At 53.5% G+C, this 15,760-nt stretch carries 15 protein-coding genes and 1 riboswitch; of the genes, 13 read left to right on the top strand and 2 right to left on the bottom strand.

Features of this window, described 5'->3' with window-relative positions:
• Window positions 1-290 precede the first annotated feature (290 nt).
• On the bottom strand, window positions 291-797 hold the full coding sequence (locus EGY08_RS16660; protein WP_025106840.1) for a phenolic acid decarboxylase: 507 nt from the start codon (window positions 795-797) through the stop codon (window positions 291-293).
• Window positions 798-894: 97 nt separating this feature from the next.
• On the opposite strand from EGY08_RS16660, the gene EGY08_RS16655 reads away from it, so the two are divergent.
• The 8 genes from EGY08_RS16655 (at window position 895) to EGY08_RS16620 (ending at window position 8,770) form a co-directional block, all read left to right on the top strand.
• Window positions 895-1,755: a LysR family transcriptional regulator gene (locus tag EGY08_RS16655; protein WP_004126211.1), complete on the top strand. Its 861-nt coding sequence runs from the start codon at window positions 895-897 to the stop codon at window positions 1,753-1,755.
• Window positions 1,756-2,055: 300 nt separating this feature from the next.
• Window positions 2,056-3,624 (top strand): nickel ABC transporter substrate-binding protein, encoded by a 1,569-nt coding sequence (gene nikA, locus EGY08_RS16650; protein WP_004126218.1) that lies wholly within the window; start codon window positions 2,056-2,058, stop codon window positions 3,622-3,624.
• Window positions 3,624-4,568: a nickel ABC transporter permease subunit NikB gene (nikB, locus tag EGY08_RS16645; protein ID WP_123828692.1), complete on the top strand. Its 945-nt coding sequence runs from the start codon at window positions 3,624-3,626 to the stop codon at window positions 4,566-4,568. Before nikA ends, nikB begins: the two co-directional genes overlap by 1 nt.
• Window positions 4,565-5,398 (top strand): nickel ABC transporter permease subunit NikC, encoded by an 834-nt coding sequence (nikC, locus tag EGY08_RS16640; RefSeq protein WP_123828691.1) that lies wholly within the window; start codon window positions 4,565-4,567, stop codon window positions 5,396-5,398. Before nikB ends, nikC begins: the two co-directional genes overlap by 4 nt.
• Window positions 5,398-6,159, top strand: a complete 762-nt coding sequence (gene nikD, locus EGY08_RS16635) for a nickel import ATP-binding protein NikD (RefSeq protein ID WP_123828690.1) — start codon at window positions 5,398-5,400, stop codon at window positions 6,157-6,159. Before nikC ends, nikD begins: the two co-directional genes overlap by 1 nt.
• Entirely contained in the window at window positions 6,159-6,929 is a 771-nt protein-coding gene (nikE, locus tag EGY08_RS16630; protein ID WP_004126231.1) for a nickel import ATP-binding protein NikE, read from the top strand. The genes nikD and nikE overlap by 1 nt, the downstream gene beginning before the upstream one ends.
• 5 nt (window positions 6,930-6,934) lie before the next feature.
• The gene (gene nikR / locus EGY08_RS16625; RefSeq protein WP_004126232.1) at window positions 6,935-7,351 is read left to right on the top strand and encodes a nickel-responsive transcriptional regulator NikR; all 417 of its coding nucleotides are present in this window, start codon (window positions 6,935-6,937) and stop codon (window positions 7,349-7,351) included.
• Window positions 7,352-7,516: 165 nt separating this feature from the next.
• A riboswitch (M-box (ykoK) riboswitch) is annotated at window positions 7,517-7,700 on the top strand.
• A 56-nt stretch (window positions 7,701-7,756) separates the two neighbouring features.
• A complete protein-coding gene (locus EGY08_RS16620; protein ID WP_004126233.1) occupies window positions 7,757-8,770 on the top strand; it encodes a magnesium transporter in 1,014 nt (337 codons plus the stop codon).
• Here the strand turns inward: EGY08_RS16620 and EGY08_RS16615 are convergent.
• Window positions 8,736-9,041 carry a LysR family transcriptional regulator gene (locus EGY08_RS16615; RefSeq protein ID WP_004126236.1) on the bottom strand — a complete coding sequence of 102 codons (306 nt, stop codon included), beginning with the start codon at window positions 9,039-9,041 and terminating at the stop codon, window positions 8,736-8,738. The two genes, EGY08_RS16620 and EGY08_RS16615, sit on opposite strands and share 35 nt — an antisense overlap.
• Before the next feature lie 360 nt (window positions 9,042-9,401).
• On the opposite strand from EGY08_RS16615, the gene EGY08_RS16610 reads away from it, so the two are divergent.
• From EGY08_RS16610 to EGY08_RS16590, 5 genes are all read left to right on the top strand, one after another.
• Entirely contained in the window at window positions 9,402-10,355 is a 954-nt protein-coding gene (locus EGY08_RS16610) for a hydroxyacid dehydrogenase (protein WP_004106636.1), read from the top strand.
• 11 nt (window positions 10,356-10,366) lie between these two features.
• Window positions 10,367-11,065: an RraA family protein gene (locus tag EGY08_RS16605; protein WP_004126241.1), complete on the top strand. Its 699-nt coding sequence runs from the start codon at window positions 10,367-10,369 to the stop codon at window positions 11,063-11,065.
• Window positions 11,066-11,131: 66 nt separating this feature from the next.
• Window positions 11,132-12,526, top strand: coding sequence for a DASS family sodium-coupled anion symporter (locus EGY08_RS16600; protein WP_004126262.1), 1,395 nt, complete (start codon window positions 11,132-11,134; stop codon window positions 12,524-12,526).
• Window positions 12,527-12,538: 12 nt separating this feature from the next.
• Complete coding sequence (locus EGY08_RS16595; protein ID WP_004126263.1) at window positions 12,539-13,702, top strand: metallo-dependent hydrolase; 1,164 nt, start codon at window positions 12,539-12,541, stop codon at window positions 13,700-13,702.
• A gap of 140 nt (window positions 13,703-13,842) precedes the next feature.
• Window positions 13,843-15,726, top strand: coding sequence for a sigma-54-dependent Fis family transcriptional regulator (locus tag EGY08_RS16590; protein ID WP_004126264.1), 1,884 nt, complete (start codon window positions 13,843-13,845; stop codon window positions 15,724-15,726).
• Window positions 15,727-15,760 lie beyond the last annotated feature (34 nt).

The raw sequence follows: 15,760 nt of genomic DNA, 5'->3' as shown, positions 1-15,760 counted from the left end.
ATTTCATTATTTTGTATTCAGATGTTATTAAATTTAGTCAGCTTTGCTTAGGATAATATTAAGAAATTAATATTAATTAGATATGCATGATGATTTCTTTAAAAATCATCGAGATAGAGTGGAATTTATCGCAGAAAAAGGCGCTATAGCGTTCCCGCCGGACGGCGAAATAGCGGGAACGCATTGCTGAAAAGTAAACGGATGCTCAACCAGATTCTCATAAACAGTCTTTAAACATGGTTCAGCAAATATAAAAAATCCAGTCGAATCACGAAACTATTTCAAAATGATTACAGGTTGGCAGGAAAGTTGTCAGGTAATTCGTTAGCCGGGCAATTAATCACTTCGTCATTATCCGCGCCGCAATCGCGCACAAAAGTGATGGTAGCAAACTCATCAATCACTTCTGTCGGATAAGCCGGACCGGCTTCACGATAAGAGACCATCAGCGGAATATGATCGTTCTGGAAGCAGACGGTTTTCTCCGGGTTATTCATTACCCAGCGCGGGAAAAAGATGGTGCCGTGAAACAGTTTATCGCCGAGGTTAACGATCAGGCTCACGTCGGTACCGGTCGGTTCGGTCCAGGAAATTTTGTAGATGCTTTCGCCGACGCGAACGATGTAAGCCTGCTGATCTTTCACCCAACGATTCGCGACGATACCGCTGTGAATACGATAATCCAAAGTGGTGCCGTTTTTAACGTAAATTTCGTAGTTCCAGCCATTATCATAGGTATAAACCAGATGTTTGCCGATAAAACCGCTCAGGTCATGTTTGTCGAATGTGCTCATAATCTGTTCTCCTCTGTTTGTTGAGAACAAGCATACTGCTTTAAAAAATGGATGAATAACGCTATGTTTGGATTAAACTCATTCACTTTTTAGATGGATTATGCACAAGACTACGCTGGAACAATGGGCGCTGCTGGAGAAAGTTGTCGAGCTGGGTAGCTTCGCAAAGGCGGCGGACGAGACCCACCGCAGCCAGTCGTCGGTGAGCTATAATCTCGCGCTATTGCAGGAACGGCTGGGCGTCACGCTGCTGACGCCATCGGGCCGTCGCGCGGTGCTGACCCCGGCAGGCGAGCTGCTGCTCGGTCAGGTTAAACCGCTGCTGCAGGCCTTCTCTTACGTCGAAACCCATGCCGCCACCCTGCGAGACGGCACCCGGACCCGGCTGGATCTGGTGGTCGACAGCATTTTCCCACGCCAGCGGCTATTCGCCATTCTGCGCCAGTTTCAGCAGCGCTACCCGCAAACCCAGGTCAGGCTGACCGAAGTGCTGGAAAACGTTGAGGAAGAGCATCCGGCCCGCAGCGAGGCGGACGTGATGGTGCTGACCCGTCGTCAGGATATTACCGGCCGCGGCGAATGGCTGATGAATATTGATTTTGTCGCCGTCGCCCATCGCGATCATCCGCTATCCGCCCTTGAAGGGCCGCTGGACGATAACGCGCTTACTCCCTGGCCGCTGGTGCGCATCGCCGACCGCAGCAACGATCCGCAGTCCGCCCGCGACGCGTGGACCTTCTCCACTATTGATGCCGCTATCGATGCGGTGCTGTATCAGGTCGGGTTCGGCTGGCTGCCGGAAGAGCGGATTCGCCCACAGCTTCAAGAGGGGGTACTGAAGGCGCTACCGTTAGGACACGGCGCGCGGCGGGCAACGCCGCTTCACCTGATCGTGAAGCGTGATTTAACGCCCATTGATGAGCAGGTCGCCACGCTGTTGGATCTGTTCAGAACGCCCTGATGGGCTTGTTTACCCGGCTCGCGCTGCGCTTAGCCGGGCTACAGGTTCTACAGGTTCCCCGCCGTCTGCGGATCTGGTAGCCCGGACAGATGCGCAGCATCGCCTCCGGGAAATGTGCCGAAGCTGATGCTTCCCGGCTTGCGCTGCGTTTAGCCAGGCTGCAGGCGGGTTCGTAAACTCATACAGCCAAAGGAACTATATCTTTTTCTTATACTTTCAGGCGCTATATTGATCCAGCTTACGCCGAAAGTATGATGAATCATTAAAATCGTCATACTTTCCTGTCGCTGAGAAAAAGCCTTGTCTATTATCCGCACCACGCTGCTGGCGCTACTCGCCTGCGTTTGTTTGCTGGCCCGCGCCGCGCCGAATGATATCACCACCGCATGGCCGGTTAACGTGGGACCGCTCAACCCGCACCTCTACACGCCCAATCAGATGTACGCCCAAAGCATGGTGTATGAACCGCTGGTGAAGTATCAGGCGGATGGCTCGGTGAAGCCCTGGCTGGCCACGAGCTGGACGCACTCGGAGGATGGCAAAGTCTGGACCTTCACCCTGCGCGATAATGTAACATTCTCCAACGGCGAAGCGTTTGACGCTCATGCCGCCGCGGAGAACTTCCGCGTGGTGCTCGATAACCGCCAGCGCCACGCCTGGCTGGAGCTGGTCAATCAGATCGTCGATGTCAACGCGCTCGACAAAAGCCATCTGCAAATCACCCTGAAAAGCGCCTATTACCCGTTCTTACAGGAGCTGTCGCTGCCGCGCCCTTTCCGCTTTATCGCTCCGTCGCAGTTCAAAGACAATGAGACCCTGCGCGGCATTAAAGCGCCGATTGGCACCGGTCCATGGGTACTGAAGGAATCAAAACTCAATCAGTATGACGTTCTGGTGCGTAACGACCGCTACTGGGGTGAAAAGCCGCAAATTCAAAAGATCACCGTCAAGGTGATCCCGGACCCGACCACCCGCGCGGTGGCGTTTGAAACCGGCGATATTGATCTGCTCTACGGCAACGAAGGGCTGCTGCCGCTCGACACCTTTGCCCGCTTCAGCCACAACCCGGCCTACCGTACCCAGCTTTCCCAGCCGATAGAGACGGTGATGCTGGCGTTGAACTCCGCCAGGGCCCCCACTAATGAGCTCCCGGTGCGCGAAGCGCTGAACTTTGCGGTGAATAAAAAAGCGTTGATTGATAACGCCCTGTACGGCACTCAGCAGGTTGCCGATACGCTGTTCGCTCCTACCGTGCCCTATGCCGATATTGGCCTGAAGCCGCGTCGGTACGATCCGCAGCAGGCGAAGGCGTTGCTGGAAAACGCGGGCTGGGTACTGCCTGCGGGAAAAGATATTCGCGAGAAAAACGGCCAACCGCTGCACGTTGAACTGTCGTTTATCGGCACCGACGCGCTGAGCAAATCGATGGCCGAAATCATTCAGGCCGATATGCGCCAGATTGGCGTGGACGTGGCGCTGGTCGGCGAGGAAGAGAGCAGTATTTATGCCCGCCAGCGCGATGGTCGCTTCGGCATGATTTTCAACCGTACCTGGGGCGCACCCTACGATCCGCACGCCTTTATGAGTTCGATGCGCGTGCCGTCGCACGCCGATTTTCAGGCGCAACAGGGATTAGCCGACAAACCGATTATTGATAAAGAAATTGGCGAGGTGCTGGAAACCACCGACAAAACGCGGCGTCAGGCGCTGTATCGCGACATTCTCACGCGTTTGCACAACGATGCGGTCTACCTACCCATCAGCTACGTCTCGATGATGGTGGTCGCCAGACCGGAGCTGGGCGCGATCCCCTATGCGCCGATCGCGTCTGAGATTCCGTTTGAACAGATTAAGCCGGTGAAACCCTGATGTTACGTTACGCGCTGCGGCGGGTTGCGCTGCTGATACCGATGATCTTCGCCGCCTCGGTGATTATCTTTTTAATGCTCCGCCTGGGCACCGGTGACCCGGCGCTGGACTATTTGCGCCTGTCAAACCTGCCGCCGACGCCGGAAATGGTGGCTTCGACCCGCGCGATGCTGGGGCTGGATCGGCCGCTTATCGTCCAGTACGGCGGCTGGCTGTGGCGGGCGCTGCAGCTGGATTTTGGCATTTCGTTCGCCACCCAGCGCCCGGTGCTGGACGATATGCTGAGCTTCCTGCCCGCCACGCTGCAACTGGCGGGGGCCGCGCTGGTGCTGATCCTCCTCACCTCCGTGCCGCTCGGCATCTGGGCGGCGCGGCACCGCGACCGCCTGCCGGATTTTATTGTGCGGATCATCGCCTTTCTCGGCGTGTCGATGCCCAACTTCTGGCTGGCTTTCCTGCTGGTGATGTTCTTTTCGGTTTACCTGCAATGGCTGCCGGCGATGGGCTATGGCGGCTGGCAGCACATCATTCTGCCTGCGGTGTCGATTGCCTTTATGTCGCTGGCGATCAACGCCCGTCTGCTGCGCGCCAGCATGCTGGAAGTCGCCGGACAGCGTCACGTAACCTGGGCCAGACTGCGCGGCCTGAACGCTAAGCAAACCGAGCGTCGCCATATTCTGCGCAACGCCTCGCTGCCGATGATTACCGCCGTGGGAATGCATATCGGCGAGCTGATTGGCGGCACGATGATTATCGAAAATATCTTTGCCTGGCCCGGCGTGGGCCGCTACGCCGTCTCGGCGATTTTTAACCGCGACTACCCGGTCATTCAGTGTTTTACCCTGATGATGGTGATCGTTTTTGTGGTTTGTAACCTGATGGTTGACCTGCTGAACGCCGCGCTGGACCCACGCATTCGCCGCCATGAAGGAGCGCGCTCGTGAACTTCTTCTTCTCTTCACGCGGGTCAGTCCGCATATCCTTGCTCATCATCGCCCTGCTGGCGATCGTTGCGCTCACCAGCCAGTGGTGGCTGCCGTACGATCCGCAGGCCATCGATCTGCCTTCGCGCCTGCTGCCGCCTGGCGGACAGCACTGGCTCGGCACCGATCATCTGGGGCGCGATATCTTCTCGCGCCTGCTGGCGGCGACCCGCGTATCGCTTGGCTCGGTGATGGCCTGCCTGCTGCTGGTGCTGGCGCTGGGGCTCATCGTCGGCGGCAGCGCCGGGCTTATCGGCGGCCGCGTCGATCAGGCCACCATGCGCGTCGCGGATATGTTTATGACCTTCCCGACCTCAATCCTCTCTTTCTTTATGGTAGGAGTACTGGGAACCGGGCTGACCAACGTGATTATCGCCATCGCCCTGTCGCACTGGGCATGGTATGCGCGGATGGTGCGCAGCCTGACGATCTCCCTGCGCCAGCGCGAATTTGTGCTCGCCGCGCGGCTTTCCGGGGCGGGCCACGTACGGGTATTTGTCGACCATCTGGGCGGGGCGGTCATTCCGTCGCTGCTGGTGCTGGCGACCCTGGATATCGGGCATATGATGCTGCACGTCGCCGGGATGTCGTTCCTCGGCCTCGGCGTCACCGCGCCCACCGCCGAGTGGGGAGTGATGATTAACGACGCCCGCCAGTATATCTGGACCCAGCCGCTGCAAATGTTCTGGCCGGGACTGGCGCTGTTTATCACCGTCATGGCCTTCAACATGGTGGGCGACGCGCTCCGCGATCGCCTGGATCCTCATCTTATCGCGGAGCACGCCCACTAATGCCGCAACAAATTACATTGCAAAACATCGTCTTACAGGCCGAGTGTCCGCTGGTGCACGGCGTATCATTGACGCTCAAACGCGGGCGCGTGCTGGCGCTGGTTGGCGGCAGCGGCAGCGGAAAATCGCTAACCTGCGCGGCGGCGCTGGGCATTCTGCCTCCCGGCGTGCGGCAAACGGCGGGAACAATTCTCGCCGACGGCCAGACGGTTCCTCCCGGCGAACTGCGCGGCAGCAAAATCGCCACCATTATGCAGAACCCGCGCAGCGCCTTTAATCCGCTGCACACCATGGCGGCCCACGCGCGGGAGACCTGCCGGGCGTTGGGTAAACCCGCAGACGACGCCGCGCTTATCGCGGTGCTGGAAGCCGTTGGGCTGGAGGAGGCGCGGCGCGTCCTGAAGCTTTATCCGTTCGAGATGAGCGGCGGCATGCTGCAGCGGATGATGATTGCCATGGCGCTGCTATGCGAGGCGCCGTTTATCATTGCCGATGAACCGACCACCGATCTGGACGCGGTGGCCCAGGCGCGCATTCTCGATCTGCTGGCAGGCATTATGCAAAAGCGCGGGCCCGGGATGCTGCTGGTCACCCACGATATGGGTGTTGTGGCGCGGCTGGCGGACGATGTGGCGGTGATGGATAGCGGCAGCATCGTGGAACAGGGCGATGTGGAAAGAATATTCAGCGCTCCGCAGCACAGCATCACCCGCGGTCTGGTGGCGGCGCATCTCGCCCTCTATGGTCTGGAGCTGGCCTGATGACATTACTGAGCGTATCCGCGATTACCCATCAATATACCGATTTAAAGGTGCTAAAAGAGGTATCTTTGGCGCTGAAAAGCGGCGAAACCGTAGCCCTGCTGGGACGCAGCGGCTGCGGGAAAAGTACCCTGGCGCGCCTGCTCGTCGGCCTGGAATCGCCCACTGAGGGCAGCGTCTGCTGGCGGGGAGAACCGCTCTCCCGGCTCAATCGCGCTAAGCAAAAGGCGTTCCGGCGGGATATTCAGATGGTATTCCAGGACGCCATCAGCGCGGCGAATCCGCGTAAAACGGTACGCGAAATGTTGCGCGAACCCATGCGTCATCTGCTGTCGCTGACCAAATCGGAGCAGCTGGCCCGGGCAAGCGCAATGCTCAAAGCGGTGGATCTCGACGATAGCGTGCTGGATAAACGCCCCCCGCAGCTGAGCGGCGGACAGCTGCAGCGCGTCTGCCTTGCGCGCGCGCTGACGGTAGAACCGAAGCTGCTGATCCTTGACGAGGCGGTTTCTAACCTCGACCTGGTGCTCCAGGCGGACGTCATTGGTCTGCTCAAAAAACTCCAGCAGCAGTTTGGCACCGCCTGCCTGTTTATCACCCACGATTTACGTCTGGTGGAGCGCTTTTGCCAGCGGGTGATGGTGATGGATGAGGGGCAAATCGTTGAGATACAGGCCGTGGGCGATAAATTAACGTTTTCTTCCAGTGCCGGCCGCATGTTACAAAATGCGGTACTTCCTGCCTTTCCCGTGCGCCGCAATAAGGTTTAAAACAGATGCAACGTATCACGATTACTCTCGATGACGATTTACTCGACATGCTGGATAACCTCAGCCAGCGCCGTGGCTATCACAATCGCTCCGAAGCCATCCGCGATATTCTGCGCGGCGCGCTGGCCCAGGAAACCACTCAGGAGCAAGGTACCCAAGGCTTCGCGGTCCTCTCCTATGTTTATGAGCATGAGAAACGCGATCTCGCCAGCCGTTTAGTCTCCACCCAGCATCACCACCACGATCTCTCGGTCGCCACCCTTCACGTCCATATCAACCACGATGATTGTCTCGAAATCGCCGTGTTGAAAGGCGATATGGGCGACGTTCAGCATTTTGCCGATGACGTTATCGCCCAGCGCGGCGTGCGCCACGGCCATTTGCAGTGCCTGCCGACGGAGAAGGAATCCCCCTACTCATAAACTGTGCGCGGCGATAAACGGCTTTTTAACTCGCGAGCGGAGCTAACGCTATCATGCTGGCTCGTTGGCCCATGCGCCTCGTAGCGGTTTTTCTCAACGATTAATAAACAACATGAATTATACGTTTGGTTAATTATTTCACTTCGCTAATAATCACGTCTCATTTAACGATCTCGTTATGGCGAGGCTCCTGCATAAACATAAGTTACCGCCCTGTTGGTATCGAGAGAGACCACTCAGGGAAATACAGGCTTCCATCGAATCAAGGTGTTGCCAAGGTAACTTCTGACGGCGTTCATGCCGGACAGATACGTTGTGCAGTGCTAAAACCAGGACGTAGGGATCTGCCTGTGCTCATCCTGTCTTGTTCGCCCCTATGAGTGATTTTTTATAGGGAATTACACCATGTCTTCCATTCAACTGCGCGCCGCACACCACGCCACCTCGGCTTTCGACGGCGACGCGATCGTCCAGTACATGCGTACCGATTTCATCACCCTGCCGGAACATCTTAGCGTGCATGAAGCCCGCGAGCTGTTTGTTTCTCAGCTGGCCAGCGATGAGATCCCCGGCCAGGTTTTTGTCGTCGCCGGAAAAAAACTGCGCGGCAGCTTATCGATAAAAAAGCTGCTGCAGGAGAGCGATGCCGCACAATCCATTCGTTATTTAATGGATAGCTGCCTGTTTCGCGTCAGGCCTGACGACCCGCGTCCACAGGTGGTCGCCGAACTGGCCGAGCGCGGGCTCGATCTCGTGCCGGTGGTCGAAAAGGGCGAGCTGGTCGGCTGCCTGATGGAAAAAGAGATTGCGCATCTGCTGGAGGATGACGTGACCGAGGATGCTCAGCGCCAGGGGGCAACGCTGCCGCTGGAAAAGCCCTATCTGGAAACCAGCCCGTGGGCGCTATGGAAAAAACGTTCGGTATGGCTGCTGCTGCTCTTTGTCGCCGAAGCCTACACCAGCAGCGTGTTACAGCATTTTGAAGAGGCGCTGGAGTCAGCTATCGCGCTGGCCTTTTTCATTCCGCTGCTGATTGGTACCGGCGGTAACAGCGGGACGCAGATCACCTCCACCCTCGTGCGTTCCATGGCGCTCGGGGAAGTGCGGCTGCGCGATATGGGGCGCGTGATCCGTAAAGAGGTCTCAACCTCGCTGCTGATCGCCATTACGCTCGGTCTGGCGGGCTGCCTGCGCGCCTGGATGATGGGCATCGGCATGGAGATCACCCTGATCGTCAGCCTGACGCTGGTTTGTATTACCCTGTGGAGCGCGGTGGTATCGTCGGTGATCCCCCTGACGCTCAAACGCGTCGGTATCGACCCGGCGGTAGTTTCAGCGCCGTTTATCGCCACCCTTATCGATGGTACCGGACTGATTATCTACTTCAAAATCGCCCAGTATTTCCTTGGGCTGAACTGATTATCTTGCCCGGCGGGAAAGATTTGCCGGGCTGTTTTATTCCTGCCCGAATATCCGCAATCACATTAAGCAATCTCAGTAACTCTGGGGCAAGTCGATAAAACGCGTGCCCTTTTTCCGTTAAGATAACTTTTCTGATATTCCTGCCGCGCTTAATAAGATTGAAACCCAGCGCATTTTCAAGCGCACAAATGCTGGTTGTTATCGAAGAGGGTTCAATACTTAGCCGCTGAGATACGCAATGAATATTCCCCTCCTGAACCATAAGCATGAATATCTCCAGCTGTAGTTTATTCACTGGCAATAATTCCCCTTGAGAAAACGTCACCCTGACGTTTTAAGTTGTCCGCTGAACAATGTCAATGGATACAAACAAACCTTTACTTTGCATCAACAACAGAAAATGTGAGGCGAATAGCCGCCTCATTTAATTTTGCATTTCAACCATTTCAAAATTAAATATCCCAACCCACAGCACTATCTTAATATGTGAAGAGCATCACTCAGCCGCAAAAATAAAAATAAAAAAACTGCATATTTATCATGTAGTTGAAAATTAAATTCGCACAATATTAATTTATGGCACACCCCATGCAATTACCTCCACGTAATCAACACTGGAGATAGTTAAATGACCTACAAAATTTTACTCCCGCAGGAAATCATGGCGGAAGGAAGAGAATATCTGGAAAGCCGCGGTTATCAGCTGATTAACGGCTCAGGGATGGAAGAAGAAGATATCATTCGCGACATTGGGGATTGCGACGGTATTATCGTACGCCTTTCAAAAATGTCCGATCGCGTATTTGAGGCGGCTAAAAAGCTGAAAGTCGTTGCACGACATGGTGCTGGTTACGATACGGTCGATCTGGAGTCCGCTAAACGTCATGGCGTAGTCGTATTAAATGCGCCCATTGCTAATAGTATGTCCGTTGCCGAACTGGCCATATTTTATATGCTGCACTGCTCGCGTAATTTCAAGCTGGTACAGGAAAAGATGCTTGAAGATTATTACTGGGCAAAACTGCGCACGCCAAAAGTGGAACTGGATGGTAAAACGCTGGGCCTGATTGGCGTGGGAAATATCGGTTCACGCGTGGCAATAAAAGCGCTGCATGGCTTTAATATGAAAGTTATCGCCTACGATCCGTATAAAACTCAGCAGCAGATCCCCGAAGGCGTAGAGCTTACCGACGATTTTGACCGTATTTTCAAAGAAAGCGACTTTGTTTCTCTGCACTGCCCAACAACCGCGGAAACCACTGATTTTGTCGGTGAGAAACAGTTTTCCATGATGAAGCCCACCGCCTACTTCATTAATACCGCACGCGGAAAGCTGGTCGATGAAAAAGCGCTGTATCACGCCTTGAGCACCCACGCTATCGCCGGGGCGGGCGTGGATGTTTTAAAGAAAGAGCCGTTTGATGCCAACGATCCGATTTTCTCGCTAAGCAATATCGTGATTGCCCCGCACATTGGCGCCGCCACTATCGAAGCGACCGACAGAGCATCGCTCCATTCCGCTATTGGCATTGATGAAGTCTTATCCGGTAAGAAGCCGTCCTGGCCGGTCCCGGGTTTTTAAGGAGAAAGAACATGACTATTGGTAACCGCATTTTTTTAAAACGTCCAGCCTGCAGCGTCGATCTCCTTAAAGAATTTGAACAGCTCCCGGCGGCGAATATCGCTGACACCATGAACCGCATTGCCGTACTGGGTAACGGAATTAAACGTATTTCTTCGCCGAAAAAACCGATTATGGCGGGCTTCGCCATCACCGTAAAAGTTCGCGCGGGCGATAACCTGATGCTGCACGCCGCGCTGGATATGGCGGGTGAGAACGATGTGATTGTGGTCTCCAACGAAGGCGACCGCTCGCGAGCGTTGATGGGCGAGATCATGGTGGCCTATGCCCACTGCATGAAGAAAGTCGCCGGTATCGTGCTGGATGGACCTATCCGCGATATCGATGCGCTGTCGGTTCTCGATTTTCCGCTGTTCGCCACCGGCTCCAATCCCGCGGGCCCGTTTAAACAAGGTCCGGGAGAGGTGAACACGCCGATCGCCGTTGGCGGCGTCGCGGTTTGTCCGGGCGACCTGATCGTCGGCGATGCGGATGGCGTGATTGTAATCCCCCTCGGCGACGCAGAAGCCGTACTGAATAAAGCCAAAGAGTATGCAAAATTCGATGCCAGCAAAGTAGAGGCCGCCAAAAACGGCACCGCGAATCGCCTTTGGGTCAAAAAATCACTGGATGAGACAGGCGTTGAGTTTATCGACGACATGTATCGTTAATTTGATTAAATAATATCAGGCCGCGGTGCCCTGAAGGGCCGCGGCATTAAAGCAAAGGTAATAAAAATGCTTTATTTAAAACTCTTGCCCATTATCTTTTTCCCCGTTTTATTTTGGATAATACCGCACCCGGAAGGCGTCTCCGCACCGACCTGGCATATGGTTGGCATCTATCTGGCGATGCTGTGCGGGCTGGTTTTGCGCCCGTTTACCGATGCGGTCATTATGCTGATTATTCTCGGGTTTGCCTCTCTGGTTCTCGACCCTGCTCCCCTGTTTGCCGGTTTTGGCAGCCCTATGGTCTGGTTTATTATCAGCGCCTTTATTATTTGCAAAGCGTTTGTTATCACCGGACTGGGTAAACGTATCGCCTATCTGCTGCTAAAACGCTACGGTAAAAATACCCTCACCCTGGGATATCTGATGATGGTGACGGATACCGTACTGGCCCCGGCAACGGGTTCAAATATGTCCCGTTCGGGAGGCATCACCTATCCCATCTTCAGGAACATCGCCGAAGCGCTGGGCTCTAAGCCCGACGACGGTAGCCGGAAAATCGGCGCCTATCTGACCATCCTGATGTACGTCGTCTCAATGGGAACCTCCAGCCTGTTTCTGACGGGGATGGCGACTAACTCGATTACCGTCTCGCTGGCCAATGAGATCATGAAAGTGAATCTCGAATGGATGACCTGGTTTAAAGCTGCCGTGGTGCCTGCCGGACTGGTGCTGCTGCTCGCGCCGTGGATACTGTATAAAATCTACGCGCCGGAACTGAAAGTTATCGATAACGTCAATGAAATTGCCGAGAAGGGTCTGCGTGAGCTGGGTCCGGTAAAACGCGAAGAGAAGCTGCTGATCGTGTTCTTTGTTCTGGGCGTGCTCGGCTGGATGACGGGTTCCATCACCGGTATCGCCTTTATTCCCGTCGGCCTGGCGTTTCTCGCCTGTCTGCTGCTTTTCGGCGTGCTGAGCTGGAATGACGTGGTGAGTGAAAAATCGGCCTGGCAAACCTTCGTCTGGTATGGCGCGTTTTATGGATGTGCGGTTGCCCTATCAAAAGGCGGTTTCTACGTCTTTCTGGTGGACGTTATCAAAAACTATCTCGACCTGTCGCACCTGAATGAAATCAGCGCGATTGCCGTCCTGGTCTTTATCAGCCTTGCTGTCCGCTATTTCTTTGTCTCGAATAGCGCGTTCGTCGTCTCTTTCTATCCGGTACTCTTTACCCTGGGAATGACGACCCAGGCGCATCCTATGTACGTGGCGCTTTCTCTGGCCTTCTCCGCAGGATACGGCGCACTGCTTACGCACTACGGCAACGGCGCTGGCGTATTTACGTTCTCCAGCGGCTATGTCCCGCAAAAAACGTTCTGGATGCTGGGCACCATCATGGTGGTGGTCAACGTATTAATCTTCTTCCTGATCGGTATCCCCTACTGGAAGTTTATCGGCATTTAACAGGAGCAAAAAATGAAACTGGATATTCTGATTAAAAACGGTCTGGTCGCCGATCTCGAAGGCCATGATTATATTAATCGCAATATTGGCGTTATCGGTAATCGCATCGTGGACTTAAATGCCGTTGACGATTTGCAGGCCGAAACGGTGATTGATGCCGCGGGTTGTATCGTGCTGCCTGGTTTAATCGACTTCCATGGTCATGTTTTTCACGGCGGAACCGCCATCAGCGTCAACCCTGATATCGTATGCTTGCCCAACGGGGTCACCAGCATGGTCGATGCCGGCAGCAGCGGCTGGGTGAATTATCAGCTTTTTCGCAACAGCGTGATTCATCCTGCCATGGTGAAAATCAAAAGCTATTTGAACGTGGTCAACGTCGGGCTTTCCACCCTCGGGGGCGGGCCGACCGGTTATCTGGAAAATACCAACCCGGCAAATTACAACGAAGAGAAGATAGCCCAAACCCTAAATGGCAATAGAGACAATATTCTCGGCTTGAAACTACGCTACAGCCAGGATATCGCCAAAGGGAAACAGTACGCCAGCGACCCGCTTCTCTCTACCGTCTCCCTGGCGCGTAAACTGGATACCACGATTTGCGTTCACGTCACGGACTCGCTTCTCTGTGCCGATGAACTGATCCGTTATTTTAATGCCGATGATATTTACGCACACTGCTTCCACGGTACCGGCCACTCGATTCTTAATGAACAGGGCGAGGTCTATGCGGCGATAAAAGAGGCGCAGACCCGGGGGGTTATCTTCGACTGTTCAAACGGCGTGGCCCACTTTGATTTTCACGTTGCCAGAACCGCCATGGAGCAGGGATTCTATCCGGATATCATTAGTACCGATCTCACCCTGAGAAATAGCTTACGGACGGATAAGGTCTACAGTCTGCTCCACGTCATGTCGAAATATCTCAACATGGGAATGTCCTTCTTCGATATCGTTCGCGCGGTAACCGCTACGCCGGCGCGCTTAATGAAAATGCAGGGACAAATTGGTACCCTGGCGCCCGGTGCTTGTGCTGATATTTCCATTGTTAAGCTGCGAAAAGAGAAGATTGTTTTTGAAGATACTCAGGGCGTTAAAATTGAAGGGGACCGTTACATTGATAACTGCGCAACTCTGTGTAATGGTCAAATCGTCTATCGCCGCCTGCGCTTCTAATCGCTAATTATGAAGCCTTACGTCTACATCGGCGTAGGGCTTTTATTCTGAATCACTCATAACATGACTTCCCTCATTGCTTCTCCTCGGTCTCATCATATACTAAGGCTTGCCTACTCTGATGCCTGCGAGAATAATGCATGAATAATAATGAAATTGTTATCTTTTCAGTTTCCAGGACAATAACCCAAAGAATTATGAATGTCCTTATTGAAAGAAAGCTCGACATCCCCGTCTATGAATTTCGTTATTCAGATGTTCTCGACAAAGCCCATGAGATGATTCAATCCGGCACTAAGATAATTATTAGCCGGGGCGGTACCGCCGCACTCTTGCGTAGCAACATTACTATCCCTGTCGTTGAAATCGCCCATGATTTTCATGGCGTTTATCGCATCTTACAAGAAGCCAACAGCAAATCGCAAAAAATTGCCGCCGTTGGCTTCCCGCAATTTTGTAGCGCCTTGCGCCATTACCAAAACATGACCAATGAAGAGTTTAAAATTTGTCAGGTTTACAACCATCACGATATTGAAAATGTTATAAAGAATCTTTCGGAGAATAATTATCATACCGTAATCGGCGGCCTGACCGTTGCTGAAATGGCGCAAAAATATCACCTCAATGCAATCATGGGTGATACCGATAACATTTCCATTGAACAGGCCATCAATGAATCTCACAGTTTATTGAAATACATTAATCGAGAAAACAGCAAGCTAATCATGAGCCATTCAGCCTTGAATCAGGCGCGTGAAGGTATTATGTGCATTGATCAGCTTGGTGAAATTATAAATATCAATGCCACCGGTGTTGAATTATTTCAATGTCAAGCCGGAGATAAACTATTCAAAAAAGAAGCCTTTAAAGAGATTTATGCCAGCATTATTAATGAATTAGACATCAAAGAGCAGGCTATAGACATTAACGGCGTAACGATTCATATTTCCGTGCGCCATTTTTCTAACCCAAAAATATCTTATGCCGTTATTACGGGGTTAAGCCAGGAAAGCTCGCTTTGGCAAAATAGTATCAGCAAAAAAAGTAAGCTCCGCGGTTTTTCCACAACCTGGTCTTTCGACGACATTATTGGCCAGTCTCCGGCGATACGCGATGTCATAAAAAAAGCTAAACTGTGCGCCCGCCACGAACTTCCCATTCATATTTTAGGCGATACCGGCACAGGCAAAGAGCTTTTCGCCCAAAGTATTCATAACCATAGCGCCAGAAGCCATAGCCCTTTTATCGCGATTAACTGCGCGGCCATCCCTGAGGGTATTCTGGAAAGCGAACTCTTTGGCTATGCCGACGGCGCATTTACCAGCGCACGTAAGGGCGGAAAACCGGGGGTGTTTGAAATGGCGATGAACGGCACAGTGTTTATCGATGAAATCAGCGAAGCGCCGTTATCGGTACAGGTTAAGCTGCTGCGCGTGTTACAAGAGAAGCAATTCTCTCGTCTCGGGGGCGATACGTTGATCACCGCCGATTTTCGCCTGATCACCGCCAGCAATAAGGATCTGCGCCAGCTCGTCGCCAGCGGTGAGTTCAGGCGGGATCTGTACTATAGAATTAATATTCTTGAGTTGAGTCTACCGGCCTTACGCCAACGACCGGGCGATATCATGTTGTTGATTCAGAACCTGCTTTATCAGCAAGGTAAGCAAATCACATTCACCCCCGACGCGGTGGATTTTTTGCATCGCTATAGCTGGCCTGGCAACATTCGTGAACTTCAGGCGGTTATCTACCGGCTCATCGTCCTGCTGGACATCGATCGAGTGAGCAAAGACGTTTTGCTGCAGATCGGTCAAATTTCACCGGATGGCGACAACGAGAGCTCTCACTTCCCGGCCACGGGCGTGACATCAGATGAAACCGATTTATTAAAGAAACAAGAGAAACGGCTGATTACCCATGTCATCGAAAAAACCGACGGGGACAGAACCAAAGCGTCGGTGATGCTCGGCATCAGTCCCACGACCCTGTGGCGCAAATTAAAGCAGCACAATATCAGCGGATAAGGCGGAGCCGGGTCCGCGGATACAGAGCAAGCGG

The organism is Klebsiella sp. FDAARGOS_511, from assembly GCF_003812845.1.
GTDB classification, from domain to species: domain Bacteria; phylum Pseudomonadota; class Gammaproteobacteria; order Enterobacterales; family Enterobacteriaceae; genus Klebsiella; species Klebsiella grimontii.
This window is presented reverse-complemented; position numbering and strand designations above follow the sequence as displayed.

Excerpts from the sequence above, each read along its gene's own strand:
- EGY08_RS16655 (WP_004126211.1), top strand. The coding sequence starts at position 895 with ATGCACAAGACTACGCTGGAACAATGGGCGCTGCTGGAGAAAGTTGTC.
- nikB (WP_123828692.1), top strand. The coding sequence starts at position 3,624 with ATGTTACGTTACGCGCTGCGGCGGGTTGCGCTGCTGATACCGATGATC.
- nikD (WP_123828690.1), top strand. The coding sequence starts at position 5,398 with ATGCCGCAACAAATTACATTGCAAAACATCGTCTTACAGGCCGAGTGT.
- nikE (WP_004126231.1), top strand. The coding sequence starts at position 6,159 with ATGACATTACTGAGCGTATCCGCGATTACCCATCAATATACCGATTTA.
- nikR (WP_004126232.1), top strand. The coding sequence starts at position 6,935 with ATGCAACGTATCACGATTACTCTCGATGACGATTTACTCGACATGCTG.
- EGY08_RS16620 (WP_004126233.1), top strand. The coding sequence starts at position 7,757 with ATGTCTTCCATTCAACTGCGCGCCGCACACCACGCCACCTCGGCTTTC.
- EGY08_RS16615 (WP_004126236.1), bottom strand. The coding sequence starts at position 9,041 with ATGCTTATGGTTCAGGAGGGGAATATTCATTGCGTATCTCAGCGGCTA.
- EGY08_RS16610 (WP_004106636.1), top strand. The coding sequence starts at position 9,402 with ATGACCTACAAAATTTTACTCCCGCAGGAAATCATGGCGGAAGGAAGA.
- EGY08_RS16605 (WP_004126241.1), top strand. The coding sequence starts at position 10,367 with ATGACTATTGGTAACCGCATTTTTTTAAAACGTCCAGCCTGCAGCGTC.
- EGY08_RS16600 (WP_004126262.1), top strand. The coding sequence starts at position 11,132 with ATGCTTTATTTAAAACTCTTGCCCATTATCTTTTTCCCCGTTTTATTT.
- EGY08_RS16595 (WP_004126263.1), top strand. The coding sequence starts at position 12,539 with ATGAAACTGGATATTCTGATTAAAAACGGTCTGGTCGCCGATCTCGAA.
- EGY08_RS16590 (WP_004126264.1), top strand. The coding sequence starts at position 13,843 with ATGAATAATAATGAAATTGTTATCTTTTCAGTTTCCAGGACAATAACC.